Source organism: Nocardia sp. NPDC055321, from assembly GCF_053645575.1.
Genome location: NZ_JBSHMS010000002.1, coordinates 302396 through 328056, shown reverse-complemented (window position 1 = coordinate 328056; position 25661 = coordinate 302396). Strand labels below are relative to the sequence as shown.

24 protein-coding genes are annotated in these 25661 nt (G+C 67.4%); 10 read left to right on the top strand and 14 right to left on the bottom strand.

The window, feature by feature from the left end; all coding sequences use genetic code 11:
• Nucleotides 1–116: 116 nt before the first annotated feature.
• From ACWIGI_RS04035 to ACWIGI_RS04000, 8 genes are read right to left on the bottom strand one after another with little or no spacing between them, the layout of a single operon-like run.
• Nucleotides 117–1280: an MlaD family protein gene (locus tag ACWIGI_RS04035; protein WP_454200851.1), complete on the bottom strand. Its 1164-nt coding sequence runs from the start codon at nucleotides 1278–1280 to the stop codon at nucleotides 117–119.
• Between the two features lie 5 nt (nucleotides 1281–1285).
• On the bottom strand, nucleotides 1286–2398 hold the full coding sequence (locus ACWIGI_RS04030) for an MCE family protein (protein ID WP_454200850.1): 1113 nt from the start codon (nucleotides 2396–2398) through the stop codon (nucleotides 1286–1288).
• Nucleotides 2395–3486, bottom strand: a complete 1092-nt coding sequence (locus ACWIGI_RS04025) for an MCE family protein (protein WP_454200849.1) — start codon at nucleotides 3484–3486, stop codon at nucleotides 2395–2397. The genes ACWIGI_RS04030 and ACWIGI_RS04025 overlap by 4 nt, the downstream gene beginning before the upstream one ends.
• 5 nt (nucleotides 3487–3491) lie before the next feature.
• A complete protein-coding gene (locus tag ACWIGI_RS04020; RefSeq protein ID WP_454201024.1) occupies nucleotides 3492–4490 on the bottom strand; it encodes an MCE family protein in 999 nt (332 codons plus the stop codon).
• The gene (locus ACWIGI_RS04015) at nucleotides 4490–5521 is read right to left on the bottom strand and encodes an MCE family protein (protein ID WP_454200848.1); all 1032 of its coding nucleotides are present in this window, start codon (nucleotides 5519–5521) and stop codon (nucleotides 4490–4492) included. Before ACWIGI_RS04015 ends, ACWIGI_RS04020 begins: the two co-directional genes overlap by 1 nt.
• Nucleotides 5518–6975, bottom strand: a complete 1458-nt coding sequence (locus ACWIGI_RS04010) for an MlaD family protein (RefSeq protein WP_454200847.1) — start codon at nucleotides 6973–6975, stop codon at nucleotides 5518–5520. Before ACWIGI_RS04010 ends, ACWIGI_RS04015 begins: the two co-directional genes overlap by 4 nt.
• A 12-nt stretch (nucleotides 6976–6987) precedes the next feature.
• Entirely contained in the window at nucleotides 6988–7851 is an 864-nt protein-coding gene (locus tag ACWIGI_RS04005) for an ABC transporter permease (protein ID WP_454200846.1), read from the bottom strand.
• A gap of 3 nt (nucleotides 7852–7854) precedes the next feature.
• Nucleotides 7855–8673: an MlaE family ABC transporter permease gene (locus tag ACWIGI_RS04000; protein WP_454201023.1), complete on the bottom strand. Its 819-nt coding sequence runs from the start codon at nucleotides 8671–8673 to the stop codon at nucleotides 7855–7857.
• A 507-nt stretch (nucleotides 8674–9180) separates the two neighbouring features.
• Between ACWIGI_RS04000 and ACWIGI_RS03995 the strand changes: the two genes are divergently transcribed.
• Nucleotides 9181–9846 carry a S1 family peptidase gene (locus ACWIGI_RS03995; protein WP_454200845.1) on the top strand — a complete coding sequence of 222 codons (666 nt, stop codon included), beginning with the start codon at nucleotides 9181–9183 and terminating at the stop codon, nucleotides 9844–9846.
• Nucleotides 9847–9932: 86 nt separating this feature from the next.
• Here the strand turns inward: ACWIGI_RS03995 and lppU are convergent, their stop codons facing one another.
• Nucleotides 9933–10553 carry an LppU family putative lipoprotein gene (gene lppU, locus ACWIGI_RS03990; RefSeq protein ID WP_454200844.1) on the bottom strand — a complete coding sequence of 207 codons (621 nt, stop codon included), beginning with the start codon at nucleotides 10551–10553 and terminating at the stop codon, nucleotides 9933–9935.
• A gap of 143 nt (nucleotides 10554–10696) precedes the next feature.
• Between lppU and ACWIGI_RS03985 the strand changes: the two genes are divergently transcribed.
• The 6 genes from ACWIGI_RS03985 to ACWIGI_RS03960 all read left to right on the top strand — a co-directional run bounded on the left by ACWIGI_RS03985 (nucleotide 10697) and on the right by ACWIGI_RS03960 (nucleotide 17976).
• Nucleotides 10697–12166, top strand: coding sequence for a cytochrome P450 (locus ACWIGI_RS03985; RefSeq protein WP_454200843.1), 1470 nt, complete (start codon nucleotides 10697–10699; stop codon nucleotides 12164–12166).
• Nucleotides 12167–12543: 377 nt separating this feature from the next.
• Complete coding sequence (locus tag ACWIGI_RS03980; protein WP_454201022.1) at nucleotides 12544–13419, top strand: L,D-transpeptidase; 876 nt, start codon at nucleotides 12544–12546, stop codon at nucleotides 13417–13419.
• A 280-nt stretch (nucleotides 13420–13699) separates the two neighbouring features.
• Entirely contained in the window at nucleotides 13700–14608 is a 909-nt protein-coding gene (locus tag ACWIGI_RS03975) for a carbohydrate ABC transporter permease (protein WP_454201021.1), read from the top strand.
• Between the two features lie 89 nt (nucleotides 14609–14697).
• Complete coding sequence (locus tag ACWIGI_RS03970; protein ID WP_454201020.1) at nucleotides 14698–15489, top strand: carbohydrate ABC transporter permease; 792 nt, start codon at nucleotides 14698–14700, stop codon at nucleotides 15487–15489.
• Between the two features lie 35 nt (nucleotides 15490–15524).
• Entirely contained in the window at nucleotides 15525–16853 is a 1329-nt protein-coding gene (locus tag ACWIGI_RS03965) for an ABC transporter substrate-binding protein (RefSeq protein ID WP_454200842.1), read from the top strand.
• 37 nt (nucleotides 16854–16890) lie between these two features.
• A complete protein-coding gene (locus ACWIGI_RS03960) occupies nucleotides 16891–17976 on the top strand; it encodes an ABC transporter ATP-binding protein (RefSeq protein WP_454200841.1) in 1086 nt (361 codons plus the stop codon).
• Nucleotides 17977–18152: 176 nt separating this feature from the next.
• Here ACWIGI_RS03960 and ACWIGI_RS03955 read toward each other — a convergent pair whose 3' ends face one another.
• The 3 genes from ACWIGI_RS03955 to ACWIGI_RS03945 are packed head-to-tail and all read right to left on the bottom strand — an operon-like array spanning nucleotide 18153 to nucleotide 21466.
• Nucleotides 18153–20135 (bottom strand): M13 family metallopeptidase, encoded by a 1983-nt coding sequence (locus tag ACWIGI_RS03955; RefSeq protein ID WP_454200840.1) that lies wholly within the window; start codon nucleotides 20133–20135, stop codon nucleotides 18153–18155.
• A 58-nt stretch (nucleotides 20136–20193) separates the two neighbouring features.
• Complete coding sequence (locus ACWIGI_RS03950) at nucleotides 20194–20583, bottom strand: DUF397 domain-containing protein (RefSeq protein WP_454200839.1); 390 nt, start codon at nucleotides 20581–20583, stop codon at nucleotides 20194–20196.
• A 31-nt stretch (nucleotides 20584–20614) separates the two neighbouring features.
• The gene (locus ACWIGI_RS03945; RefSeq protein ID WP_454200838.1) at nucleotides 20615–21466 is read right to left on the bottom strand and encodes a Scr1 family TA system antitoxin-like transcriptional regulator; all 852 of its coding nucleotides are present in this window, start codon (nucleotides 21464–21466) and stop codon (nucleotides 20615–20617) included.
• A gap of 89 nt (nucleotides 21467–21555) precedes the next feature.
• On the opposite strand from ACWIGI_RS03945, the gene ACWIGI_RS03940 reads away from it, so the two are divergent.
• Nucleotides 21556–22068: a hypothetical protein gene (locus ACWIGI_RS03940; protein ID WP_454200837.1), complete on the top strand. Its 513-nt coding sequence runs from the start codon at nucleotides 21556–21558 to the stop codon at nucleotides 22066–22068.
• On the opposite strand, the gene ACWIGI_RS03935 is transcribed toward ACWIGI_RS03940, so the two are convergent.
• Nucleotides 22040–22549, bottom strand: coding sequence for a DUF4190 domain-containing protein (locus ACWIGI_RS03935; RefSeq protein ID WP_454200836.1), 510 nt, complete (start codon nucleotides 22547–22549; stop codon nucleotides 22040–22042). The genes ACWIGI_RS03940 and ACWIGI_RS03935 overlap by 29 nt on opposite strands.
• A 105-nt stretch (nucleotides 22550–22654) precedes the next feature.
• Nucleotides 22655–23434: a pirin family protein gene (locus ACWIGI_RS03930; RefSeq protein WP_454200835.1), complete on the bottom strand. Its 780-nt coding sequence runs from the start codon at nucleotides 23432–23434 to the stop codon at nucleotides 22655–22657.
• 258 nt (nucleotides 23435–23692) lie between these two features.
• Here ACWIGI_RS03930 and ACWIGI_RS03925 point away from each other — a divergent pair, with 258 nt between their 5' ends.
• Nucleotides 23693–24163, top strand: coding sequence for an NUDIX hydrolase (locus ACWIGI_RS03925; RefSeq protein ID WP_454200834.1), 471 nt, complete (start codon nucleotides 23693–23695; stop codon nucleotides 24161–24163).
• The gene (locus ACWIGI_RS03920) at nucleotides 24160–25578 is read left to right on the top strand and encodes an MFS transporter (protein WP_454200833.1); all 1419 of its coding nucleotides are present in this window, start codon (nucleotides 24160–24162) and stop codon (nucleotides 25576–25578) included. The genes ACWIGI_RS03925 and ACWIGI_RS03920 overlap by 4 nt, the downstream gene beginning before the upstream one ends.
• Nucleotides 25579–25661 lie beyond the last annotated feature (83 nt).

Here is a 25661-nt window from a genome sequence, read left to right as displayed (position 1 = left end):
ACCTTTCCCGGCGCGCTGCGGACGCACCGTCTCGGTTCAGTTCAGCGAGTATGCCGGAACCGGCGGCGATCGCCGCCGGTAGCCGGATTTTTGCACCGCTGCGCGGTGGAGTTCTGTTATTTGATCGGCGGCAGCGTCCGCTCGCTCGGATCGGCGCCCGCCGGCGGCAGCGCGCCGTTGTCCGGCACGTTCGGCCGCGGCGCGTTGCCCGAGCCACGAATCTGGGTACCCGCGTCGGGGTTGACGCAGTAGCCGGTCCACTTCGGCAGCGAACCTTCGGTCGCCGCCTCGTTGCGCACCTTGGCGGTGGGGTATTCGCAGCTCGGCCGGGGCCAGATATCCAGGATCGTATAGAACTCGCCGTCATGAGCGGGTACGCCCATGGCCGAGGTGCCCACCACGAGCGAGGGGAACAGCGCGCGCAGTGCCGGGACCCGCAACTGCGCCGCCTTGGTGACGGCGGCGAAATTGGCGGCCAGGCTGCTCATCGGGTCGGCGGTGCGATCCAGGACCGCGCCGAGCGACTCGAACTGCCCGGGTGCCTGCTCCAGGATCGTCTGGAGCTCGGCGTTGGCATCGTTGAACTGCCGGAACAGCACAGACGAGTTAGCAGTCAGCGTACCCAGATCCGGCTGCGCGAGCGAGGTCGTGGCGTTGATGGTCTGCAGATTGCGGATCAGGTTGGTGGTCTGCGGCAGCAGATTGTCCAGGCCGGTGGTGGCCAGGCTGATGCCGTCGATGAGCGAGCGCAGCTGATCCGGCCCGCCGGACAGCGCGGTGTCGAGCTCGGTCAGGATGACGCTGAACTGATCCGGGTTGACCTGCGCGATGAGTTCGCTGGCGTTGTCGAGCACCGACCACACCGGGGTCGGCGTCTTGACCTTGTCCTTGTCGAACTGCACGACATCGTTGTTGCCCAGGAACGGCGCGCCGTCCGAGGCCGGCCGGAAGTCGATGTACTGCTCACCGGCGCCCGACAGCGCGCCGACCGACACCACGGTGTCCTTGGGAATGCGGTACTTGGAATCGATCTCGACGGTCGCGGCCAGCGCCGCGCCCTTGTCGACCAGCTTGATCTGGGTGACCTTGCCGATGCGGTAGCCGCGCAGGGTCACGTCGTTGCCGGCCTGCAGACCACCGGACCGGTCGAGATTGACCGTCACCCGGTAGGTTTCGCGGGTCGGGTTGATCCGCATGACGCTCACGGCCAGGTACGCCGCGCCCACCAGCAGGATCAGCACCAGGGCTCCGTTGGAGACCAGGTTCTTGTGGTTCTTCACCCAGTTCACCGGTGGCCCCCGTTGATTCTGCCTTGGACGATCTGCAGCACCTGGATGAGGCTGCCGGCGAAATCGTTGAGATCGCGGAGATCCGGGAACTTGCTGTTGGCCGGATCGGTGAGCAGCCCGATGTCGAGCATGGTCAGGGTCGCCCCGACCGCGAGCGTGTTGCCCTTGAACGACGCGTCGGCCAGCGGGCGGATGTCGTGCAGGCCGTCGAGCATCGGACCGAAGTCCGCCTCGGTGCGGGCCAGCGCGTCCATCAGCTGATGCACGTTGTCGAGCAGGCTGGCCAGTTCGTCCTGGGTGGTGTTGGCGTAATCGCCCAGGGCCGCACTGGTTGTCGAGACCTTCTCCAGCAATTGCGCGATGGCCTGGTTGTTCTCGGCGATGGCGCCGATCATGCCCGGCAGCGTGTCCGCGACCTGGCCCAGCTCACCGCGATTGGTCTCGAGGGTGTCCGCGAGCGCGCCGAAGTTGGCGAGCACGTTGTCGATGTTCTGGCTGTTGGCGTTGAGACTGCCGACGATGCCGGTCATCTCGGTGAGCAGGTGCGCCAGCTGCGGTCCGCGGCCGCCCACGATCGAATCGAGTTCGGCCATGAGCTTGGACAGGCTCGCGATGCCACCGCCGTTGAACAGCAACGACACCGAGAGCAGCAGCTCCTCGACCGTCGCGCCCGCCGAGGTCTGGGTCAGCGTCTCGCCGTCCTTCAGCGCGGGCCCGGCCTCGCCGGACTTGGGCTTGGACACCGCGACGAAGACGTCACCGAGCGGGGTCGCCTGGCGTAGCTCGGCGGTGGAGTTCGCCGGCAGCTCGATGTCCTTGCGGATGTCGAGGTCCACGATGGCCTGGAAATCCTTGGTCGTGATCTTGGTGACCACGCCGACGTCCGAGCCGCCGATCTTGACCTTCGCCTGATCGGGCAGGTTCAGCGCGTTCTCGAAGACCGCGTGAATGGTGTAGGTGTCCTCGCCCGCACCGGGTTTGGGCAGCGGCAGACTCTCCACGGTCAGACCGCAGCCGGAGGTGGCGAGCGCGGTGGTGGCCGCGATGGCCACCACGGCGCGGCGGGTGCGGGTACTCGCCTTCAGCTGCTGCAGGAATCGATTGTTCATCGCGTCAGTCCCAACATCGCGGCGGTGAGGCCGAAATCGGGTCCCATGTCCTCGATCTTTCCGGTGCGGCAGCCGTCCGCCTTCATCTGCACGCGTTCGCAGAACACGCTGATGATCTCACCGGACAGCGCCGTGCCGATCAGACCGTGCAGGCGGATGAAGCCCTTCTCGCGGTTGACCGAGCGGTCCAGGTTCTGCATGAGCAGCGGCGCCACGTCGACGATCTCGACCACGCCGGCGGCGTTGTCGCGCAGCTGCTGGGTCACCGCGGTGAGTCCGGTCAGCGTGCCGTTGAGCTGGTCGGCGTACTGGGAGAACGCGCCACTGGTGTTGCCCAGGAAGGCGTTCAGCTGATCCAGGGTGGCCTGCAGGCCGGGGGCCTGCTCGGCGAGCAGCGTGCTCATCTGGGTGAGGCGATTGCTGAAGTCGCGCACCGACTGGTCGTTGTCGGCCAGCATCGTGGTGAGCTCGTTCAGCTTGATGATGATGGTGGAGATGGCGTCCTTGTTGTCGACGCCGAGCTTGAGCGCACCCGAGAGCGAGTTCAGGACGTCGCGCAGCTTCTCGCCGTTGCCGTTCATCATCGGGTAGAGCACGCGACCCGAGAGCGGCCCGACGCCCTCCTGGCCCTCCTGCGGCTTGAGCGCGGCGGAGAAGGCGTCGATGGTCTTGATCATGGTGTCCAGCTCGACCGGGGTCTTGGTCTGCTGAACGGTCAGGTGCGCGCCGTCCTTCAGCTTCTCCCCGCCGGTGTAGCGCGGCGCCAGCTCGATGTGACGGTCGGTCACGATGGACGGCGAGATCAGCGCCGCGACAACGTTCTTCGGCAGTTCGACACCCTTGTCCACGGTCAGGTGGACCTCGACGTACTGACCCTTGGGCACGATCTTGTCGACCTTGCCGACCTCGAGGCCGAGCACGGTGACCGGGTTGCCCTCGAACATGCCCGCGATGTTGAGGAAGTCGGCGGTGATGTGCTGGGTCTGCCCGACCGCGTCCTTCACCCCGAGCGGCACGATCGAGCAGCTGGCCACGGCCAGGGTGGCCGCGCCGATCATGCCCGCCTTGGCGATTCGGGCGAGATTCATGGATTTCATTTCTGCACGCACCCCTCGATCACCTGGACGGAGCACAACCAGTTGTCCGGGAACAGCCACGGCAGGGCGACCTCGCCGTAGTTGCCGTTGCCGAAGACGTTGTTGAACTGCCGCACCGCCGGCGGCATGATCTGCAACAGCCGGTCCAGGTTGTCCTTGTTCTTCTGCAGACCGTCGGCCATGGTGTTGAGCTGGATCAGGGTCGGGCCGAACAGATCGTTGTTCTCGGATCCGATGGCCTGCAGCTGCCCGCTGAGCTGAGCGACGTTGTCCAGCAACGTCCGCAGCAGGGCCTGGCGCTCCATCACCCGGCTGGCGATGGCCTCGCCCTGGGTGATGACCAGCAGCACGCTGTTGCGGTTGTCGCCCAGGATCCGGGTGACCCGGTCCAGGTCCTTGAGCAGCTGATCGACCGCGTCCTTGCGATCGTTCATCGTCTTGGCCAGCGCGCCGATCGAGTCCAGCGCCTGCACGGTGAGCTGCGGGGTGTCGCCCAGCTGCTGGTTGATCAGGTCGAGCGACTCGGCGAGCTTGACCGTGTCCAGGTTCTCGAACTTCGGCGTGCCCTCCTGCACCACATCGGACAGGTTGTAGGGAACGGAGGTGTTGGACTTGGGGATTCTCTTGCCCGGCAGGCCGGTGCCGTCGCCCGGATCCAGGTCCAGGAAGCGGGCGCCCAGCAGGGTCGCCATCTTGATCGAGGCGCGGGCGTCGGCGCCGAGCTTCACGTCGTCGTTGATGGACAGCGTGATCAGCACGTGGTCGCCCTCGAGTTCGGCGCCGGAGACCCGGCCCACCGACACGCCCGAGACCGCGACCTTGTCGCCGACCTTGATGCCGGCGGTCTGCGCGAACTCGGCCTTGACGCTCTGTTCACCGACCCCGAGCATGTTGAACACGCTGGAGGCCAGCAGCAGGCCGACCACGATCGCGGCGCCGAGCAGGCCGAGCCAGAAATTGCGGTTGGAATCGAAGCGGGACTTGAGTTTCGCCATCATGGCCGGCACACCGCCGAGTGGTTGTTGCCGCCGATCTGACTGAACAGACCGCGCGGGAAGAGGACACCGTACAGCGAGACATCCAGGCTGCAGATATACGCGTTGGCGTATGCGCCGTTCTGGGTGAACTTGCCGACGTCGGACAGGATGCCGGGCAGATCGACCGCGGCCTTGTCCAGCTTGTCGCCGTTGGCGAGCAGCAGGGTCAGGGCGTCGCGGGTCGAGGTCTGCGCCAGGGCCAGCTTGGGCTGGATGAGGCCGAGCATGCCGACCAGCGCGGTGGTGGCGTCGGCGATCTGCACCGTGGACGCCTGCAGCGACTGGCCCTGCTCGTACAGCCCGCCGATGAGCGAACGAGTCTGGGTCACCAGGGTTTCCAGTTCGTCGCCGCGCTTGGCCAGGCCCGACATGACACCGGAGAGATTGGTGATCACGTCCGAGAGGATGGCGTCGCGCCGCTGGAAATCGCTGGCCAGCGCCGCGGACTGGGTGATGAACGCGGACAGCGAGACGTTGTCGCCCTGCAGCGCCTGGATGAACGTGTTGGACAGGTTGTTGACCTGCTCCGGCTGCAGCACCTCGAACAGCGGCTGGAAACCGTTGAGCAGCCCCGAGATGTCGAACGACGGCTCGGTGCGCTCGATCGGGATCGAGGCCTTGTTCTTCAGCGGCGTGTGATCGCCGCCCTTCTTGTCCGGAGCCAGCGCGATGTAGCGCTGCCCGATCAGGTTCTGGTACCGCACCAGCGCCTTGGTGTCGCCGAACAGCGTCTGATCGCGCTGCACGATGAAGGTCACCTCGGCGTCGTTCTTCTTGTCCAGCTCGATCTTCTCGACCTTGCCGACGCGCACGCCCGCCATGCGGACGTCGTCGCCCTCGCGCAGGCCGAGCACGTCGCTGAAGGTGGCCGTGTAGGTGTTGGTCTTCCCGTCCACGGTGCGCGCCAGCGTGTTCCAGATGACCGTGGTCACCAGGATCGCCACCACGGCGAAGAGGGTGAAGCCGATCAGCGGTTTACGAATGCTCATCGACCGGCCCCGGTTTCGGTCACTTGCAACGTTCCACCCCTAAGGATCGAGCTGAGCAGCAGGTACTCACCGGCGGTCGGGCGACGGCCCAGGAGCTGGGTGATGGCGTCGTCCGAGTTGTAGGAGATCGGGCCGGCGGCGGGGGCCGCGGCGGGATCCGCCGCGGGTGCGGCGGGCGCGGCCGGCGGCACCAGGTTCGGGAACAACCCCTGCAGCGGGGTGCCCGCGAAGGGATTGCCCGCCTGCGGATCCGGCTGGGTGATCTCGCCACCGGTGGTCAGGCCCGGCAGGCCCGCGAGACCCGGCGGCAGCGTGAAGGGACCGAGGCCGGCGGCCGAGTCCAGGGCCTTGGGCCGCAACGACTCCGGCAGCGTGCCCGGATCCGAGACCTCCGGCGCGGTGCCGCAGCTCGGGCCGGCCAGCTCGCCGTAGCGCGGGCAGTCCTCGCGGCTCCACGGCTTGTACGGGGTGAAGGTCAGGCCCAGGTTCCAGACCATCTGCCGCTGCGGACCCCAGTGGAAGGTCGACATCAGCTTCTGAATGGACACGTTCAGGTTCTTGATGGCCAGCGGGATCGCGTTCGGGTCGTCGGACAGCGCGCCGAACAGCGCGCTGGTGCCGGTGGTGACCTGCTTGCCCACATCGGGATTGCGCGCGAAGAGACCGTTGACCTTGTCGACGGTGCCCGACGCGCCCGCGATGAGCGCGATGAGCTCACCGCGCCGATCGGAGATGGTCTGCGCGGTCTTCACCGAATCCGCCAGCACGCCCATGAGTTCGGGCGCGGACTGGTTCAGCGCGTGGAACGAATCGGAGAAGTCGGTGAGCATGACGCCCAGGTCCGGAATCGACTCGTCCACCGCGAGCAGCCAGCGATCCACGCGCTCGATGGTGGAGCCGGGCATGCGGCCGCTGCCGTCCAGCGCGTACGACAGGGTGCCGAGCACCCGGCCGAACTGGATGGGATCGATCTTGCTGAGGATGTTGCGCACCGTGGTGAGCGTGTCCTGCAGCGCGATGGTGCCCTTGGAGCGGTCCTCCGCGATCTGCGAACCCTCCTTCAGATGCGAACCGTCGCTGCCGTTGTAGACCAGCTCCACCGAGGTGACCGCGAACAGGTTGGACGGGACCACGCGGGCCGTCACGTTCGCCGGGATGCCGTCGGTGAACTCCGGCTTCATCTCGATGTGGACTTCCTGCAGCTCGCCCTTGGCGGCCACGGACACATCGCGGACCGCGCCGACCAGGACGCCGCGGAACTTCACGTCGGCGTTCTCCGGGAGACCGTCACCGGTGGTGGTGAGGTTCGCGGTGACGTTGACCTTCTCGACGAAATAGCCTTTGTACCTGGCCATCAGGAAGCCCAGGATGATGGCGAAGACCGTGAGGCCGGCGACGCCCGCGATGAGCAACTGCCGCATCGTCGGTCCGCGCCCGCTCGGATCGATGATCATCGGTTACGCCCCCTATCCCGAGATCCGGATACCGGGGTCGACGCCCCAGATCGCCAAGGTCATGAACAGGTCCGCGAATACCACCGCGATGATGCAGAGCTTGATCGCGCGACCGGCCGCCACACCCACGCCCTCGGGGCCGCCGGAGGCGAAGAACCCGTAGTAGCACTGGATGAAGGTGGTGATCGCGACGAAGATGATCGCCTTCACCAGTGAGTACAGCACATCCTGGGGTATCAGGAACTGATAGAAGTAGTGCTGGAACGTGCCGGATGCCGTGCCGCCGATCAATTGCACGGTCAGCGAGCAGGAGATGTAGGCCAGCGGCAGCGCCAGGCAGTACAGCGGCACGATGGCGATCATGGCCGCGATCATGCGGGTGCTCACCAGGTACGGAAGCGGCCGGATGGCAACCGATTCCAGCGCGTCGACCTCTTCGGAGATGCGCATGGCGCCGAGCTGCGCGGTGAAGCGGCAGCCCGCCTGTGCGGCGAAGGCCAGGGTCGCGAGCATGGGCCCGAGTTCACGGGTGGTGGCGAACGCGGAGATGGCGCCGGTCAGCGGGCTCAGCCCGAGCAGGTTCAGCGAGGTGTGGCCCTGGATGGCGACCGTCATACCGCCGAACGCCGACAGGATGAGCACCACGCCGATGGTGCCGCCACCGACGACGAGATTGCCGTTGCCCCAGGTGACGTCGGACAGCAGGCGCCAGACCTCTTTGGGGTAGTGCTTGAACGCCATCGGCATGGAGCCGACCGAGCGCAGGAAGAAGAAGACCTGATGCCCGATGCGCGCCAGGAAGTCTCGGGGCGAGGACGCCACGCCCCGGATGCGTTGGAACGGCCGCAGCAGCGGCGGAACATACGTTGCTGACACGACTCAGACCATCTGTGGTGGGAACAGGGAGTTGTAGACCTGCGTGAGGATCAGGTTGACGCCGAAGAGCATGACGGCGGACATGACGACCGCGGTGTTCACCGCGTTGGCGACACCGCCCGGGCCGCCGCGCGCGTTGAGGCCGGCGTCGCAGGCGATGATCGCGGCGAGCACGCCGAAGATGAGCGACTTGAGCAGCGCGACGAACAGGTCGGTGGTGATCGCGAACGAGGCGAAGGTGCCGATGTAGGAACCGGGGGTGCCGCCCTGGGCGAAGATGTTGAAGACGTAGCCGGTCAGGAAGCCGACGAAGACCACGAAGCCGCAGAGCAGGACCGAGACCAGCATGGCCGCGCCCAGTCGCGGGGCGACCAGGCGGCGCATGGGATCCACGCCCATCACCTTCATCGCGTCGATCTCCTCGCGGATGGTGCGCGAGCCGAGATCGGCGCAAATCGCCGAGCCGACCGCGCCCGCGATCATGAGCGAGGTGACCAGGGGCGCGCCCTGTTGGATGATGCCGAGGCCGTTGGCCGCGCCGATGAACGAGGTCGCGCCGACCTGCCCGGCGACCGAGCCGACCTGGATCGAGACGATGACGCCGATCGGGATGGCCACCAGCAGGGTGGGCGCCGCGGCGACATTGGTCATGAAGGCGCACTGCCGGATGAACTCGGCGAACGGAAAGCGTTTGCGGAAGATCGCTATGAAGAGCTCCGCGATGGCCGACACGCCCATGGCCATCATTCGGCCGCCGGTCTCCAGCGACCGTTTGGGATGGTCGTCCCAGTAGCCCTTGGCCCAGTCGACCGCGCCACTCACCTTCGACCCGGTTGGGCTCCCCTGCCCGTCCTGGCTCTTGGTCAACTGCACTGACTACCCCTCTCGACGCCGGGATACCCGCCTCCGACGACTGTTTGCTTGACGCACCTTACTACGGAGTTAGGAAAAACACATCACGCTCTTGTGGTTCCGGTCATAGAGCCGGATCACTTTCATAGAACGTCCGTGAACAGCCACGTCACGGTTGGTTTTCGTCACAAAGAACCTGGCAGAAGACTAGAACTTGTTCTAATTCCAACTAACCGCGGAGCACTTTCCCAGATGTGAAGACGAGCCCTGTAAGAATTAAATGGAAAGAATTTATCGTAATTCGATAGCCAATGTGCATTATTCCGCTGCTCTTCATCCAACTAGGTCCGAACCGAAACTTCGCGCAGGACACGGCTCGGCAACATGCGGCAGTACAAGCGGCCCACTGGGACGAATACTGACAGGATGAAGGACGCAGGTTGGTCCTAAGCGGCTTCCGAAACTTTCTGGAGGGACATGATCAGGAAACTCGCCGGGGCGGCAGGAGTCTTCGCCGTCGCCCTGAGTACGGCGTTGCTGGGCACGGGGGCCGCGAACGCAGATCCCGCGCCGGCAGTGATCGGCGGCGGCTCCGGGATCATCATCGACGACATGTTCGAGTGCACCGTGACCACCATCGGTCACGACGGCGCCGGACGCCTGGTCGGACTCACGGCCGGGCATTGTGGTGACGCGGGCGCCGAGGTGTACGCCGAGAAATCGCGGGGCACCGGGCTGATCGGCAAGTTCGTCTACTCCAATCACGATCTGGATTACGCGGTCATTCAGTTCGATCCGGATCGGGTCGTTCCGGTGAATCGCGTGGGCAATGTCTCCATCACCGGGATCGGCGGTCCCCCGGGATTCCCGATGATCGTCTGCAAGGAGGGCCGGACCACCGGCAATACCTGCGGCATTTCCTGGGGCGACGTTTTCAACAGCAGCATCGAGACCTGGAGTCAGATGTGCGTCGTCGAGGGTGACTCGGGCGCGCCGGTCGTGGTCGGCAGCACCCTGGTGGGCATGGTGAACGCCTACCTCGCGGTGGCCTGCTTCGGCCCGGAGGTCGGCACGAACATGTCGACCATCATGAGCGACATCAATGGGCGCGGCGGGATCGGCTCGGGCTACTACCCGATCTGATTCGCGGCGAGAACGACAGGGCGGGGCGGTGATCCGAACGGATCACCGCCCCGCTCGCGTCTACGGACCGCACGAGCGCCGCGATCTCACAGCGCCGAGACGCACACCACGAGTTTGCGTTCCGCATAGGTATAGCCCCGTCCCCCGACCGTGCAGTCGTTGACGTCGGAGGTGCCCCGCATGATGGCGAGCACGCGCACCGCGTCCTTCCCGGTCTTGGCGGAACAGTCGATGCGCGCCGGGTTGTCCGAGCCCAGATCCATGCAGTCCCCGACGACCCAGTCGATATCGAGGCACAGCGCACCGGTCTCGACGCCGGCGATGGTCCGGAAGTAGGCCTGGTCGGCGTCGCCGGGGCACTGATCGTTGGTGGGCGCCTTGGCGATCACCTTGTAATTGGCGTCGGTCGCGCCGCACGTCGCCTTCACGATGGTGGCGTCGGTCATGGTGCCGCCCAAGCGAACACAGTCGCCGACCGCGGCGTCGAAACCGGTGACCCCGCCCTTGTCGTTCGCGTCGGCGGGTTCCGCGGTGGCGGTCTTGGGCACCGGCCGGGTCGGCGGCGGCGAGGTCGGCGGCGGCGGGGGATCGGCGGCCAGTGAGGCCAGCGGGCTGCCATCGGTGATGTCACCGCAGCCCGCCAGGAGCACGGTGGCGGCGGCGATCACCGAAGCGGCGATCCGGGCGGAAATCTGCTGACGCGACACGCGTTCGTCCTAAATTCGAGAAACACCGAAGCCTTACTTCCCCGCCCATGAATACACCACGCCCGCGGACACCGTCGACCGCCGCGAACGCGGGCGGGACACGCTTCTCGAACCGCGCCGCAGGTCACCTCGTATAGGGGAGCATGAGGAGTACGACCGGACAGCCCGCATCCGAGACACCCTCCCCGCCGGGGGAACCCCGGCTGGTGCCCCTGCACGCGGTGGCGGCGGGGCTGGACCTCGAGCGGTATTTCCGGTGGCGGCGAGCGCGGGAGGGCGACCCGTTCCGAATGCGGTTCCCGGCCTTCGGTTCGGCGGTGTTCACCGGGAGTCCGGCGGGGGCGCGGGAGCTGTTCCGGGCGCCGGTGGAACTGCTGGAACCGCCGCTGCCCAATCCCATCGAGCCGATGGTGGGCGCGGGATCGCTGATCCTGGCGCGCGGGGCGCGGCATCGGAGCGGGCGGGCGCTGCTGATGCCGGCCTTCCACCGGGCGCGAATCAGCGCGTACGGCAGTGTGATTCGGGACGCGACACGCGCGGAGATCACGGGGGAGCGGACCGGGCGGGCCTGGACGCCGGGCACGCGGGTGGATGCCCGGGCCGCGGCACGGGCGATCACGCTGCGCGTCATGCTCACCGCGGTGTTCGGTATCGAGGATCCGGCGCGACGGGCCGAGTTCACCGCCGCCACCGCCGCGTTCCTGACCTCGTTCGGCGGTCCGCTGTTCCTGGTTCCGGCCTTGCGGCGCAACGTGTTCGGCGTGACCGGGTGGGAGCGGTTCACCGCGGCCCGGGACCGGCTGGACGCGCTGATCGACGCGGAGATCGCGCGCCGGCGGGCCGGGGCGGACCCGGCCGGAGCTCGGGGTGCGGGATTCGCCGAGGGCGCGGGTGCGAAAGACGATGGCGGCGCGGACATTCTGGGCATGCTGCTGAGCGCCCGGTACGACGACGACGCGGAACTCGGCGCCGACGAACTGCGCGAGCAGGTGCGCACCCTGCTGGTGGCGGGGCACGAGACCACCGCGACCGCGCTGGTGTGGGCGCTGTACCGGCTGCACCGCACGCCCGCGGCGCTGGCGCGGCTGCGCGCCGAACTCGACGCCGCCGGGCCCGGCGCCGATCCGGTCGAGCTCGCCGCCCTGCCGTATCTCGACGCCGTCTGCCAGGAGACGTTGCGGATGCATCCGCCGGTGCCGATCGTGGTGCGCAGGCTCACCGGTGACTACGCCCTGCGCGGGACGCCGCTGGTGAGCGGTGACACCATGGGGCTGTCGGTGCACCTGTTGCACTCCGATCCGGCAGTGTGGCCCGAATCGCACCTTTTCCGGCCCGAGCGCTTTCTCGAACGGCGTTACAGCCCATTCGAATTCGCGCCGTACGGCGGCGGTCACCGGCGCTGCGCCGGGGCCGCGCTGGCCGATTTCGAGCTGCGGGTGGTGCTGGCCACGGTGCTTGGATCGGTGCGGATGCGGCTGTCGCCGCGCTTCGCGCGCGGGCGCGTTCCGCTCACGGTGCCGCACAACATCGCGACCGGTCCGCACGCGGCGATCACCTTCGACATACCCGAGCCCGGCCGCGACTCCAGTGATCTCCCTCACAACCAGGTTTGACCCCGAGTGAGCGCGCCAACCGCGCGCGGGCGACGTTCGGTCGCCGAATCGCCGATGCGAACGGCACATACGCACCCGCGGCACCCGGTCCTCACATCACTGTGTCGCGGACCACATTCGCCGGTGCGGATGAATAACTCGCGCAACCCAATTGGCAGGCCGCGCACCGGCATGTAGGAATGGATGGTCAGACACGACTGATTTCGTCAGTTCGGAGCAGCTCGCCGCGTACACCCCAGCGGGTTGCTCCCCAACCGCCGCCACGTGTTTCTCAACGGTCATCCACGGCTAATCGGGCAAACAGCCCAGCCGTGCGCACACGATCCCGGAGAGGCGGCAACGAGAGGATCATCGCTGTGCGCGTTACCCGGTTCGGAATGCTCTCCCTCGCCACCCTCGCGGCGGCCGGGGCCGTGGTGGCTGCGCCCGCCCAGGCCGCGCCGCTCTGGCCGGGCGGCCCGGAGGTGCCGGGCGTGCCCTCGGCCGTGATGCCGCAGCCGGTCCCCGGCGATCTGCCGACCGCGCCGGGCGCGAGCACGCCGCTGCCGCCCGCGGACTTCACCGCGCCGAACATCAGCCCCGGTGACGGCGAAGTGGTCGGCGTCGCGCAGCCGATCATCATCAACTTCAAGGAGCCGATCGGTGACCGCGCGGCCGCCGAGAAGGCGATCCGCATCACCTCGACCAACAAGGTGGACGGCCACTTCTACTGGCGCAGCGACAGCCAGGTCCGCTGGCGGCCGGAGAACTTCTGGCCGGCCGGCTCGCAGATCACCGTCGAGGCGGGCGGCACCAAGACCGCCTACGAGATCGGCGACGAGTTCATCACCACCGCCGACGACGCCACCCACCAGATCGTGGTCACCCGCAACGGCGAGGTCGTGCGCACCATGCCCACCTCCATGGGCAAGAAGGGTCACGAGACCCCCAACGGCACGTACATCGTCAGCGAGAAGAACCGCAAGATGATCATGGACTCCTCCACCTACGGCGTCCCGATCACCGCGCCCGAGGGCTACAAGCTCGAGGTCGAGTACGCGACCCGCATGTCCAACAGCGGCATCTTCCTGCACGCGGCCCCGTGGTCGGTGGCGCAGCAGGGCGTCTCCAACGCCTCGCACGGCTGCCTGAACGTGAGCACCGAGGACGCGAAGTGGTTCCAGGAGAACGTGAAGAAGGGTGATCCGGTGCTGGTGCAGAACACCGCCGGCGGCACCCTGAGCACCAGCGACGGCTGGGGCGACTGGAACTGAGGTAGTTCCGCTACGCGACAAGACATCTCGAATGCCCCGCCCTGATGGGCGGGGCATTCGGCGTGAATGGGGGAGTACGGGCGAGTTCGGTTATCCGGTTCCGGCATGAAAGGGACTGGGCGGCCGTACTATTCGTCCCATGTCCGCGCCACCCGCGGGTGCTGCTGATGAACGGTCGGTGGCGCCTGTGCGCCGACTATTCAACCGTCCAGCATCTAGACGTTACCGGCTATTCGCTCGCAACCGTCACGCTGCGCGGGTGCGATCCGAGACCGAGAGAGTGCTGCCGCGGGCGCGGTCGCGTGGGCTGCGCGGGCGGCCCTGGACGGACTACGCGCTGTTCCTGGTGCTGGTCGGTCCCAACCTGATTCTGCTGTCGCTCTTCGTGTATCGGCCGTTGATCGACAACATTCGGCTCTCGTTCTTCGACTGGAACATCTCCGACACCACCGCGACCTTCGTCGGCGTCGACAACTACGTCGAGTGGTGGGGGCGCGACGATTCATGGCAAATCGTCGGCAATACAGTGATTTTCACGCTCGCGGCGGTCGTCGGCAGTATGGTGCTCGGTTTGGCGCTGGCACTGCTGCTGGACCGGAAGCTGTTCGGGCGCAATGTGGTCCGATCCGCGGTGTTCGCGCCGTTCGTCATCTCCGGCGCGGCCATCGGCGTCGCCTTCCAGTTCATCTTCGATCCCGGATTCGGCCTGGTGCAGGACGTGCTGCACCGGCTGGGCGTGGAGAAGGTGCCGGACTTCTACCAGAATCCGCGCTGGGCGCTGTTCATGATCACGCTCACCTACGTGTGGAAGAACCTCGGCTACGCCTTCGTCATCTATCTGGCCGCGCTGCAGGGTGTTCGGGCCGACCTGATGGAGGCCGCGCAGATCGACGGCGCGAGCCGGTGGACCACCTTCACCCGGGTGCTGCTGCCGCAGCTGCGGCCCACCACCTTCTTCCTCTCGATCACGGTGCTGCTCAACTCGCTCCAGGTCTTCGACATCATCAACGTGATGACGCGCGGCGGGCCGCTGGGCACCGGCACCACCACCATGGTCTTCCAGGTGTATCGCGAATCGTTCGTCAACTTCCGGGCCGGATACGGCGCGACCGTCGCCACCATCATGTTCCTGGTGCTGCTCACGGTCACGCTGATCCAGGTGCGGGTCATGGATCGAGGTGACCGGTGACGACCGCGACGCCGCGCACGGGGCCGGTGCGCACCGCGCTGAACCGGCTCGACAACACCCGCTGGGCAACGATTTTCGGCTACGCCGCCATGGTGTGCGTGCTGATCATCGTCGGCGTCCCGCTGCTGTGGATCCTGCTCACCTCCTTCAAGGAGCGCGGCGACATCTACACCCAGCCTGCGGTGTACTGGCCGCGCAGCTGGCACGCGGAGAACTACGGCGAGGCCACCACGGTGCTGCCGTTCTGGACGTTCCTGCGCAATTCGATCGTCATCACCCTGGCCATCTCGTCGGTGAAGTTCGTGCTCGGCGTGCTCAGCGCGTACGGGCTGGTCTTCCTGCGTTTCCCGGGCAAGACCGGGCTGTTCCTGGTGATCATCGCCGCGCTCATGGTGCCGAACCAGATCACCGTCATCTCCAACTACGCGCTCATCGCGCAGATGGGCTGGCGCAACACCTTTCAGGGCATCATCGTGCCGCTGTGCGGGGTCGCGTTCGGCACCTTCCTGATGCGCAACCACTTCCTGTCGCTGCCACACGAGGTCATCGAGGCGGCGCGGATGGACGGCGCGGGCTGGTGGCGGCTGCTGACCCGGGTGGTGCTGCCCATGTCCGGGCCGACCATGGTGGCCTTCGCGGTGGTGACGCTGGTCAACGAGTGGAACGAATACCTGTGGCCGTTCCTGATGGCCGACGACGCCCGGGTCGCCACCCTGCCGGTCGGGCTCACCCTGCTGCAGAACACCGAGAACCCCAGCGTCACCGACTGGGGGCCGGTCATGGCCGGCACGGTGCTGACCATGCTGCCGATTCTCGTGGTTTTCCTGGCGCTGCAGCGCCACATGATCAAGGGCCTCACCTCCGGTGCGGTCAAGGGCTGATGCCGAGCGAACGCAAGTCCCCGAAGGAGATTCCCGTGTCCGATTCACGTTTTCCCGCCCTGTCGCGGCGTGGCTTCCTCGGCCTCGCCGGCGCGGCGGGCGCCGGGCTGGCGCTGACCGCGTGCGCGGGCACCGGTGGCGGCGGCAAGCAGGACGGTGACGCCAACACCATCACCTTCTGGTCCAATCACCCCGGCACATCGAAGGATCTGGAAGCCGAGCTCATCACGCGCTTCCAGGCGAAGTACCCGGAGTTGCGGGTCGAGCTCATCGACGCGGGCAAGAACTACGAGGAGGTGTCGCAGAAGTTCAACGCGGCGCTCTCGGGCGGTGACCTGCCGGATGTGGTCGTGCTGTCCGATGTCTGGTGGTTCAACTACGCGCTGAACGGCACCATCGAACCGCTGGACAGCCACTTCGCCTCGGCCGGGGTCGACGCCGCGGACTACGTGGACTCGCTGCTCACCGACTACAAGTTCAACGGCAAGCATTACGCGCTGCCGTACGCGCGGTCGACGCAGATCTTCTACTACAACAAGGATGCCTGGTCCAAGGCCGGGCTGCCGGACCGTGGCCCGGAGTCCTGGGCCGAGTTCGACGAGTGGGGCCCCAAGCTCCAATCCACCCTCAGCGGTGAGAAGTTCGCGCACGGCTGGGGTGACGCCAAGGCGTACCTGGCCTGGACCTTCCAGGGTCCGATGTGGACCTTCGGCGGCGGCTATTCCGACGAGTGGAAGCTGAAGTTCAACGACCCCAAGTCGATCGCGGCCGGAAACTTCCTGCGCGACATGATCAATGTGAAGAAGTACGCGAGCGTGCGGCCGCAGATCGCCGTCGAGTTCGGCAACGGGCTCATCGCCTCCACCATCGCCTCCACCGGCGATCTCAAGAGCATCAAGCAGAACGCCGCGGGCAAGCTGGAGTTCGGCACCGCGTTCCTGCCGCACCCGAACGGCGCGGGCGCCACCACCGGCGGTGCGGGACTGGCGATTCCGGCGCGCATCTCGGACAAGCGCAAGGAGAACGCGCTCAAGTTCATCGAGTTCATCACCAATCCGGCCAACACCGCGTACTTCTCGCAGGGCACCGGATACATGCCGGTGCGCAAGTCCGCGTTGCAGGACCCGAGCGAACTGGCCTTCCTGGCCGCGAACCCGAACTCCAAGACCGCCATCGATCAGCTCGCCCTGACCCGGTCCCAGGACTACGCCCGCGTCTTCATTCCCGGCGCCGACCAGATCATCGGCACCGGCCTGGAGCAGATCGGCCTCCAGAATCGGGACGCGGCAGCGGCTTTCAGTGACATCACCACCCAGTTGCAGAACATTCTCGACCGGCAGATCACCCCCAAGCTGCCGAAGTAGCGTGCTGCCCGAGTAGACGGCCAGGAGAGGCATCCGCATGGCGACCGTGCAATTCGAGGGCGCGACCCTCAGCTACCCGGGTGCACCGGACCCGGCCGTGGCCGATCTGAACCTGGAGATCGCCGACGGCGAATTCCTGGTCCTGGTCGGCCCGTCCGGCTGCGGCAAATCCACCAGTCTGCGCATGCTGGCGGGCCTGGAAGCGGTGACCGCGGGCCGCATCCGGATCGGCGGGCAGGACGTGACCGGCCTGCCGCCGCGCGCCCGGGACGTGGCCATGGTGTTCCAGAGCTACGCGCTCTATCCGAACATGACCGTCGCGCAGAACATGGGGTTCGCGCTGCGCAACGCCGGAATGAGCAAGAGCGACATCATGGTTCGCGTTCGCGAGGCGGCCGCCATGCTGGAACTCGAGGATCTGCTGGACCGCAAGCCCGCCAAGCTGTCGGGCGGGCAGCGCCAGCGGGTCGCCATGGGCCGCGCCATCGTGCGCCGCCCGCAGGTGTTCTGCATGGACGAACCGCTCTCCAACCTGGACGCGAAACTGCGGGTCAGCACCCGATCCCAGATCGCGGCGCTGCAGAAGCGCCTCGGCACGACCACGGTGTACGTCACCCACGATCAGGTCGAGGCCATGACCATGGGTCACCGGGTGGCGGTGCTGCGCGACGGCCGGCTGCAGCAGATCGCGGCGCCGCGCGAGCTGTACGACGATCCGGTGAACACCTTCGTGGCCGGTTTCATCGGGTCGCCCGGCATGAACCTGCTGACCGCCCCGGTCCGGGACGGCGCGGCGGTGCTGTCCGAGCTGCGAATCCCGCTCCCGCGCACCGTCACCGGCGATCGCGTGGTGGCCGGCATCCGCCCCGAATCCTGGGAGGTGACCACCGACCCGGCCGGCGCGCTGCCGGTCGAGGTCGAGCTCCTCGAGGAACTCGGCGCGGAGTCGTTCCTCTACTCCCACGGCATCACCGGCGACTGGTCCAGCCGCTCGGGCCGGATCGTCGCCCGCGTGGATCGCCGCTTCTCGGTAGCCCTGGGCGACCGCCTGTACCTGCGCCCCAAGCCCGAGGAGATCTTCTACTTCGACGCCGTCACCGAGGACCGGATCCGGGTCGAGTAGCCCACCGCGCGTGCGGATTCGGCGCGGCTCGTAGCAGGCCCGATCCGCCGCGGATCTGTCCGTGAGCGCACGACCCGTGCGCGGTCTGTTGCGGGCGGTGACGCGGCCGGGGAGCCGGTCGGGCCACAGCACTGCGGCCCGCACCCGGGTGGGGTACGGGCCGCGAATGTCGTTCGCTACCAGATCTTCACGCGCTGCTCGGGGTCGAGGTACAGGGCATCGCCCGGCTTCACGTCGAACGCGGTGTGGAAGGTGTCCAGGTTGCGGACCACGCCGTTGCAGCGGAACTCCGGCGGGGAGTGCGGGTCGACGGCGAGGCGGCGGATCGCCTCCTCGGGGCGGGCCTTCGTGCGCCAGACCTGGGCCCAGCCGAAGAACACGCGCTGCAGCCCGGTGAGACCGTCCAGGACGGGGGAGTCGCCGTTCTCGACCGAGATCTCGTAGGCCGACAGCGCGATCGACAGGCCGCCCAGGTCGCCGATGTTCTCGCCGATCGTGAACTCGCCGTTGACCTTGTGATCGTCGGACAGATCCTTGGGGGAGAAGGTGTCGTACTGATCGATCAGCGCCTTCGTGCGCTTGCCGAACTCGGTGCGGTCGGACTCGGTCCACCAGTCGACCATGTTGCCGTCGCCGTCGTACTTCGAGCCCTGATCGTCGAAGCCGTGGCCGATCTCGTGGCCGATGACCGCGCCGATACCGCCGTAGTTGGCGGCGTCGTCGGCGTTCATGTCGAAGAACGGCGGCTGCAGGATCGCGGCGGGGAACACGATCTCGTTCATGCCCGGGTTGTAGTAGGCGTTCACCGTCTGCGGGGTCATGAACCATTCGCCGCGGTCGACCGGGCCGCCCAGCTTGTCCAGATCCCGATCATGTTCGGCCGCATAGCCGTTGCGGTAGTTGCCGACCAGGTCGGCCGGGTCGATGACGATGGCCTCGTAGTCGCGCCACTCGTCCGGGTAGCCGATCTTCGGGGTGAACTTCTCCAGCTTGGCCAGCGCGGCCTCGCGGGTGGCGGGGCTCATCCACTCCAGGTCGGCGATGTTGCGGCGGTACGCCTCCTGCAGGTTGCCGACCAGCTCCACCATGCGCGCCTTGGCCGCGGGCGGGAAATGCTGGGCCACATACAGTTTGCCGACCGCCTCGCCGAGCAGATCCTGCACCACCGAGACGCCGCGCTTCCAGCGCTCGCGGTTCTCCGGCGCGCCGGTCAGGGTGCGACCGTAGAAGTCGAAGCTCGCCTCGACCAGCTCGTCGGTCAGGTACGGGGCGCGCGCCTTGACCACGCGCCAGGCCGCCCACGCCTTCCAGTCGTCGAGCGACTCCGAGGCCCACAGCTCGGCGAAGGTGCGCACGAAATCGGGCTGGCGAACCACCAGTTCGGCGAACAGCTCCGCGCCCGAACGCTCGACGCCCGCGGCGAGGGCCGAAGTCCAGGCCGCCCAGTCGAACTCGGGGTGATCCGCGATCAGCGCCTCGACGGTGGTGAGGTTGTAGCTCTTCTCGGCATCGCGCCGGCGCACCACGTCCCAGTGCCCCGCCGCGAGCTTGGCCTCCAGCGCGAACACGCGCTCCGGGTCGTAGTCCAGGCCCGCCAGGTCGAAGACCCGGGCGATGTGGACGCGGTACTTGTCGCGGATCTCCGCGTAGTCGTCCTTGTGATAGTAGGACTCGTCGGGCAGGCCGATGCCGGACTGGGTGGCGTGCACCAGGTACCGGGTGGAGTCCTTGTCGTCGGTGTCGACGTAGAAGGCCAGGGCGCCACCGACGCCGGTGCGCTGCAGCCGGCCGATGAGGGCGGCGAACTCGCCGCGATCCGCGACCGCGGCCACCTCGGCCAGCTCCCCGGCGATCGGGGTCAGCCCGGCCGCGGCGATGGCGGCCTCGTCCATGAAGCTGTTGTAGAGATCACCGATCTTGCGCTGTTCGCTCCCGGGCGCGGCGTCCGAGGCCGCGGCGTCCTGGATGATCCGCTGCACGTCCAGTTCGGCCCGGTCGTAGAGCGTGCGGAACGCGCCGTCCACCGCCCGATCCGACGGTATCTCGTAATTGTCCAGCCATTCGCCGTTGACGTGCGCGAACAGGTCGTCCTGCACCCGTACTCCCGCATCGCGGAACGACAGGTCGAGACCGGAGGGATTGTTCAGCTGCGAAGTCACGATCCCCAGTATGCCGATTCCGGGCGCGGCGAGCCCGGCGGATCGTCCGGTGTTCGCGCTACGCGGATTCGAGCACCCGATCGAATTCGCCGTCGCGCGCACCGGCCAGGAACGCCTCCCACTCGCCGGGGGTGAAGACGAGACCGATGCCGGCGTGCCGCAGCGCGGTGTGACCGCCGGGGGCGGGCCGGGCCCGCAGGAGCCCGGAATCCGCGGGCGCGGGGCCGGGGTTCAGCAGAACGGTGAGGAAACGCATCCATTCGGCGGCGGTCACGGTGATGATCGGCTCGTGCGCGTGGCTCCGCGCGGGGTCACGCCGGAACTTGCTGTCCCGGATGAACACCGCATCGCCGTCGAAACGAACCTCGACACATTGATTCCCATTGTTGGTGCGGGACGATGTGAACCACCCGGTGGATTCCGGAAGGTATTTCGCGGTGCTGTCCATGGTCGGTATTTTACCGTCTCGCATGTGTCTCCTACCCTTGCGAATAAGTCTTGATCAACTCCAAAGACTCTGCACGACTGAGTGATTGGTCAAGTGCACGCACGAATGCGAAACCCAGATCGCGAATCTGATCCGAATCGTCCACGGCGCCACCGAAAACCGCGCTCTCCGCCCAGCCGAAGGTGGGCAGCGACTCCGAAGCGAAATCCAGCAGATGGAAACTCGAGCCCCCGAGAATTCCGCCGCCCGGCGCGGTGAACGGAATCACCCGCACCGTCAGCGAATCCAGCTCGTCCAGCAGGTGTGCCAGATGTTCGAGCTGGCCGCGCAATACCTTGGAACCGCCGATCTGCTGCAGCAGCGTGGCCTCACCGACCACCGCGGTCAGCTCCAGCGGCGCCGCGTCCCGCAACCGCTCCTGCCGCCGCATGCGCACCGCGACAAGCTGTTCCACCTGCACCGGCCGGATCATGACGTCGGCGCTGATCAGGGCCCGGGTGTATTCCTCGGTCTGCAGCAGGCCCGGGATCACCAGGCTGTCGTAGCTGCGAATGCTGTCCGCGCCGAACTCCATGCCGTAATAGCGCTGCAGCTCCGGGCCGATGAGCGCGGACGATTTGGCCCACCAGCCCCGCTCCTTGCTCTGCGCCAGCAGCGCGAGCAGTTCACCGCGCTCCTCACCCTCCACCTCCAGCAGGGCGAGCACCGGTTCGATGGTGCTGGCGGTGAGCACCCGCCGGCCCTTCTCCACGTGGGACCAGTTGGCCGGGGTGAACCCTGTCCGTTTGGCGAACGTCGCCGAATCGAAGCCGCGCTGCTCGCGCAGCTCCCGTAATCGCAGGACCAACTCCCACCGGGCGACGGTGGGCGAGACGGGTGCCATGCCAGCCGATGCTACCCCCGCAACTCACCGGCGTGTGACTATTGTCATACCGATTGCGGCAGAATAGGGTCGGTAGCAGGAGGTTCGCCATGAGCGCGCTGGACCCGTCCTCGTACACCGACACTCAGGAAGCGCTGGCCCGCTGCCGCCGCTACCGGAAGGAGCACGGACTCTACGGCATCGTGGACTCCGCGCTCGGCCGAATCATGTTGGAAGTCGGCGCCGTCGGGGCCGTCACCATGCCCGCCGACCTCGGTGCACGCGTGCGCGACCACCTCGCGGCCCGCGCGCGATGCGGGCCCGTCATCGGCCATCCGCGCGCCGGGCGCTGGACGTTTCTCACCGGTCCGACCGATGACTCGTACCTCGATATGGTCCTGTTCTCCGACCTTTTCAGCGAGTGCGCCGCGGTGGCGCTGCCCGGTAGCCACATCGTGCTGCCGTCACCGACGGACGAGCACACCGGCTACCGGACCTGGATCCGCCCACCGGACGGGGACTTTCGGCCCGAACTCGCGGAAGTGGTGAACGCGACGCGCGCGTGCAAGCCCGTTCAGCACCGGCCGCCGCGCCTCAGGGGGTCGGGGTCGGCTCCAGCGTGATGCTGTACTTGTCCTCGATGCGCTGGTTCCAATCCCGTTCGCACTGATCGAGCTTGGACTGATCACTACCCGCGTTGCTGACGCAGTCCAGGAAGTCCTTGCCGCCGCTGTCCTCGAAGATCTTGTAGCCCACCAGGCCGATGACGACCGCGGCGATCAGGCCGAGAACGCCGAGAATCAGGCCGGTGACGGCCATTCCGAGCCCGCCCGCGCGACCCTTGCGGGCCTTCACCATGGCGATCGCGCCGAAGATGATGGCCAGGATGCCGCCGAAGACGCCGCCGACGATGGTCCAGCAGAACAGCAGCGCGAGGATGCCGAGGATCAGGGCGGCGATCGCCAGGCCCTTGCCCTTGGGCGATTCCTGCCAGTACTGGCCACCGGGCGGCGGGTAGTTCCCGGGCGGCGGCGCGGGGTACTGACCCGGGTACTGCCCACCCTGCGGGTTGTATTCGCCGGGCGGTGGGGGCGGGTACGACATGAGACGTCCTTCCGTGGGTGGTGCTCCCGGTATCGCGGACGTACGAGCCAACCGTTAACGTGCCCGATTCGTCCCTTTTGACGTATTCACGAATCGCTCCCGATGCTATTGCCCACCCAGGCGCGCGTGCATCTCCCACACCAGAATTTCCGACGGCAGGTTCGCGATGACCCGCTGCCCGCCGCTGCGCACCATGCGGACCGCGTCGCCCGCGTACAGGGTTCCGACGCCCTCCAGCTCCACCTCGCCGTGCGCGACGAACAGGTGCAGGTAGGGCGCCTCGGGTAGGCGAACCTCGGATCCCTCGCCGAAACCGGGCATCCGAGCCACGTGCATCGCCGAATGACTACTACCGATCGCGATGGCCGTGCGATCGCGATACCGCGGCAAACCCGAGGCCACCGTCACCAGCGCACCGCCCGCCAACTCCGCGTCCACCTCGAGCTGCTGATACCCCGGGGTCGCGCCGGGCTCGTCGGGCACCACCCACATCTGGACGAAGTGCACCGGCTCCTCGTGCGCGGGCGCCGTGCTCAACCGCCAGGAATCGTTCTTCTCCGAATGCAGGATGCCCGAACCCGCCGTCATACGCTGCGCCAGACCCGGATAGATGACCCCGTTGTGACCGAGCGAATCCTGATGCACCAGGCTGCCGCTCAAAACCCAGGTGACGATCTCCATATCCCGATGCGGATGGGTTTCGAATCCCTCCCCGGGCAGGACGATGTCCTCATTGTTGACCAGCAACAGTCCATGATGCGTGTTGTCGGGATCGTAATGTTCCCCGAAGGAGAACGAATGCTTCGAATCCAGCCAGGCGACACGGGTTTTCATACGGTCACCGGCACGATGGACGTTGATGTGTGGTGTCGTGAGCGTGGACACCGCCGTACTCCTCTCACCGGCGTGCACCGATCAGAATCCAGGGTAGGGGCACTTCGGATGGGCCAACCTGAATTCCCGGTAAATTCTAGCGTGCGGACAGCAACACCCCGCACGCCCCAGACCAGGCACTTCACCCCCGGACTCCGATTCGGGCAAATACCCGGCGGCGCGACCCCGACCCGAGCACCCCGGCAGCGGGGTTCGGTCGGCGACCGTATCATGATGTGCCGCAAGTGAAACCGGAGGGAGAGCAAGGGGATGCGACCCGACGTATTAGCGGGCATCGAACGCGAACTCCGGCAGCAGGCCAGTAGCGAGGGGATCAACCACTTCGTGGTGGGCGTCGCGGTATTCCGCGGCGGAAAACTCCTGGTCGTAAGGCGTGTCGCCGACGACTGGCATGGGGGTAAGTATGAACTTCCGGGCGGTGGCGTGGAACCCGGCGAAACCTTCGCCGAATGCGTCGAACGCGAACTCTTCGAAGAAACGGGACTCCGAATCCTGCGTATCACCGAAGTACTCGGCGGATTCGACTACGCGACCCGCACCAAATCCCGGGTACGCAAATACAGCTTCGTCGTGGAGGCCGACGCGGGAGAAGTACTGCTCTCGCCCGGCGAACACGATGAATTCCAGTGGATCGACGCCGACAGTCTCGACAATCTCCCCATGGCCGAGGACATGCGCGCCGCGGTATTCGCTCTGGTGACCACGCACCCCGCGCGGTGAGCGAACCGGACACGCGCCCCGCCGGCACCCCGGCGGGGGGCACCCGGCTGTCCCGGCTCCGCTCCGGACTCGCGCACGCCCGCACCGGGATCCGCGAGAATCCGGGCACGCTGCGGCTCAGCACCGTCCGGCTCACCGGGCAGTTCGGCGACGGGATGTTCCAGGCGGCGCTCTCGGGCGCCATCCTGTTCAACCCCGAACGCGAGACCGATCCGCTCGCCATCGCCGCCGGATTCGCGGCGCTGCTGCTGCCGTACTCGGTCATCGGGCCCTTCGCGGGCGCGCTGCTGGACCGCTGGGATCGGCGCCGAGTCCTGCTGGTGGCCAACGTGCTGCGCGGATCACTCATCGCGCTCACCGCGGCCGGGCTGCTGGCCGGGGCGCCCTCACCGCCGCTGCTGGTGCTGGCGCTGGCCGTCATCGGCACCTCACGGTTCATCGGGGCCGGCGTCTCGGCCGCGCTGCCCCGGGTGCTGGACACGCACTGGCTGGTGCCGATGAACTCGGTGCTGGTCACCATCTCCTCGGCGTGCGCGTTCCTCGGCGCCGGGATCGGATTCGGGATCATCGGGATCATCGGGGCGGGCGACACGGCCTCGGCGATCGCGGTGGCGGTGAGCGCCTCGGGATCGATCCTGGGCGGCCTGGCCGCCGCCGGCTTCCGGCCGCACGTCCTGGGACCCGACCGTACGGGCGGCGCGCCGCCGGGCAGCGACCGCGCCGACCTCGGGCCGGCCCGCGACACGCCGCGCACCGATGCCCTGGGTTCGGTGCGCGCGGTCGCCGCCGGACTGCGGCGCGGCGCGGGCGCGGCCTGGCACTCACGCGAGGTCACCACCGCGCTGCTCGGCATCGGCGCGCACCGCATGGCGCTCGGCATGAACGCGCTGCTGGTCGTGCTGGTGCTGCGGCGCGGCAACTGGACCGAGGACGCCGCCTACCTGGCCCGCTTCAGCGCGGCCATCACCGCCACCGGGGCCGGCATGCTGGTCGCGGCGCTCGTCGCGCCCTGGGTGATTCCCCGCTGGGGGAAATCGCGAACGGTCGTGGCGGCCCTGGGTTTCGCCATCGTCGTGCAACTCGCGCTCCTCACGCCGATCACCCTGGCCACCGGGGCGGGGGAGCGGCGCGCGGAAACCTGCTTCCTGGCGGGGCTGTTCCTGCTCGGCATCGCGGGGCAGACCATCAAGCTCACCGGCGACGCCGCCATGCAGATGGATATCGACGACCTGCACCGCGGGCAGGTGTTCGCGCTGCAGGACACCATCTTCAACATGAGTTACGTCGGGGCGCTGGCACTCACAGCGGTGTGGATTCCCATCGACGGGCGCGCGCCCGCCGCGGTGCTCGTCGCGGCGGGGATCTACGCGCTGGGCATCGCCGCCATCGCGCTGAACTCGCGCCGCACGCCCTGAAACTCGCGCCGGTCGGCCCGCGTGTTCGCCGGGCGATCGCGTTCGCCGGCGCTCGTCGGGCGGTCCCCTCGCGCGTTCGCCGG

What these genes read in the sequence shown, in the direction of transcription:
- ACWIGI_RS03970 (WP_454201020.1), top strand. Translation starts at nt 14,698, where the DNA reads ATGGTGTGCGTGCTGATCATCGTCGGCGTCCCGCTGCTGTGGATCCTG.
- ACWIGI_RS04025 (WP_454200849.1), bottom strand. Translation starts at nt 3,486, where the DNA reads ATGAATCTCGCCCGAATCGCCAAGGCGGGCATGATCGGCGCGGCCACC.
- ACWIGI_RS04010 (WP_454200847.1), bottom strand. Translation starts at nt 6,975, where the DNA reads ATGATCATCGATCCGAGCGGGCGCGGACCGACGATGCGGCAGTTGCTC.
- ACWIGI_RS03950 (WP_454200839.1), bottom strand. Translation starts at nt 20,583, where the DNA reads ATGGACAGCACCGCGAAATACCTTCCGGAATCCACCGGGTGGTTCACA.
- ACWIGI_RS03945 (WP_454200838.1), bottom strand. Translation starts at nt 21,466, where the DNA reads ATGGCACCCGTCTCGCCCACCGTCGCCCGGTGGGAGTTGGTCCTGCGA.
- ACWIGI_RS03960 (WP_454200841.1), top strand. Translation starts at nt 16,891, where the DNA reads ATGGCGACCGTGCAATTCGAGGGCGCGACCCTCAGCTACCCGGGTGCA.
- ACWIGI_RS03935 (WP_454200836.1), bottom strand. Translation starts at nt 22,549, where the DNA reads ATGTCGTACCCGCCCCCACCGCCCGGCGAATACAACCCGCAGGGTGGG.
- ACWIGI_RS03925 (WP_454200834.1), top strand. Translation starts at nt 23,693, where the DNA reads ATGCGACCCGACGTATTAGCGGGCATCGAACGCGAACTCCGGCAGCAG.
- ACWIGI_RS03995 (WP_454200845.1), top strand. Translation starts at nt 9,181, where the DNA reads ATGATCAGGAAACTCGCCGGGGCGGCAGGAGTCTTCGCCGTCGCCCTG.
- ACWIGI_RS03985 (WP_454200843.1), top strand. Translation starts at nt 10,697, where the DNA reads ATGAGGAGTACGACCGGACAGCCCGCATCCGAGACACCCTCCCCGCCG.
- ACWIGI_RS03980 (WP_454201022.1), top strand. Translation starts at nt 12,544, where the DNA reads ATGCTCTCCCTCGCCACCCTCGCGGCGGCCGGGGCCGTGGTGGCTGCG.
- ACWIGI_RS04030 (WP_454200850.1), bottom strand. Translation starts at nt 2,398, where the DNA reads ATGAACAATCGATTCCTGCAGCAGCTGAAGGCGAGTACCCGCACCCGC.
- ACWIGI_RS04015 (WP_454200848.1), bottom strand. Translation starts at nt 5,521, where the DNA reads ATGAGCATTCGTAAACCGCTGATCGGCTTCACCCTCTTCGCCGTGGTG.
- ACWIGI_RS03940 (WP_454200837.1), top strand. Translation starts at nt 21,556, where the DNA reads ATGAGCGCGCTGGACCCGTCCTCGTACACCGACACTCAGGAAGCGCTG.
- ACWIGI_RS04020 (WP_454201024.1), bottom strand. Translation starts at nt 4,490, where the DNA reads ATGGCGAAACTCAAGTCCCGCTTCGATTCCAACCGCAATTTCTGGCTC.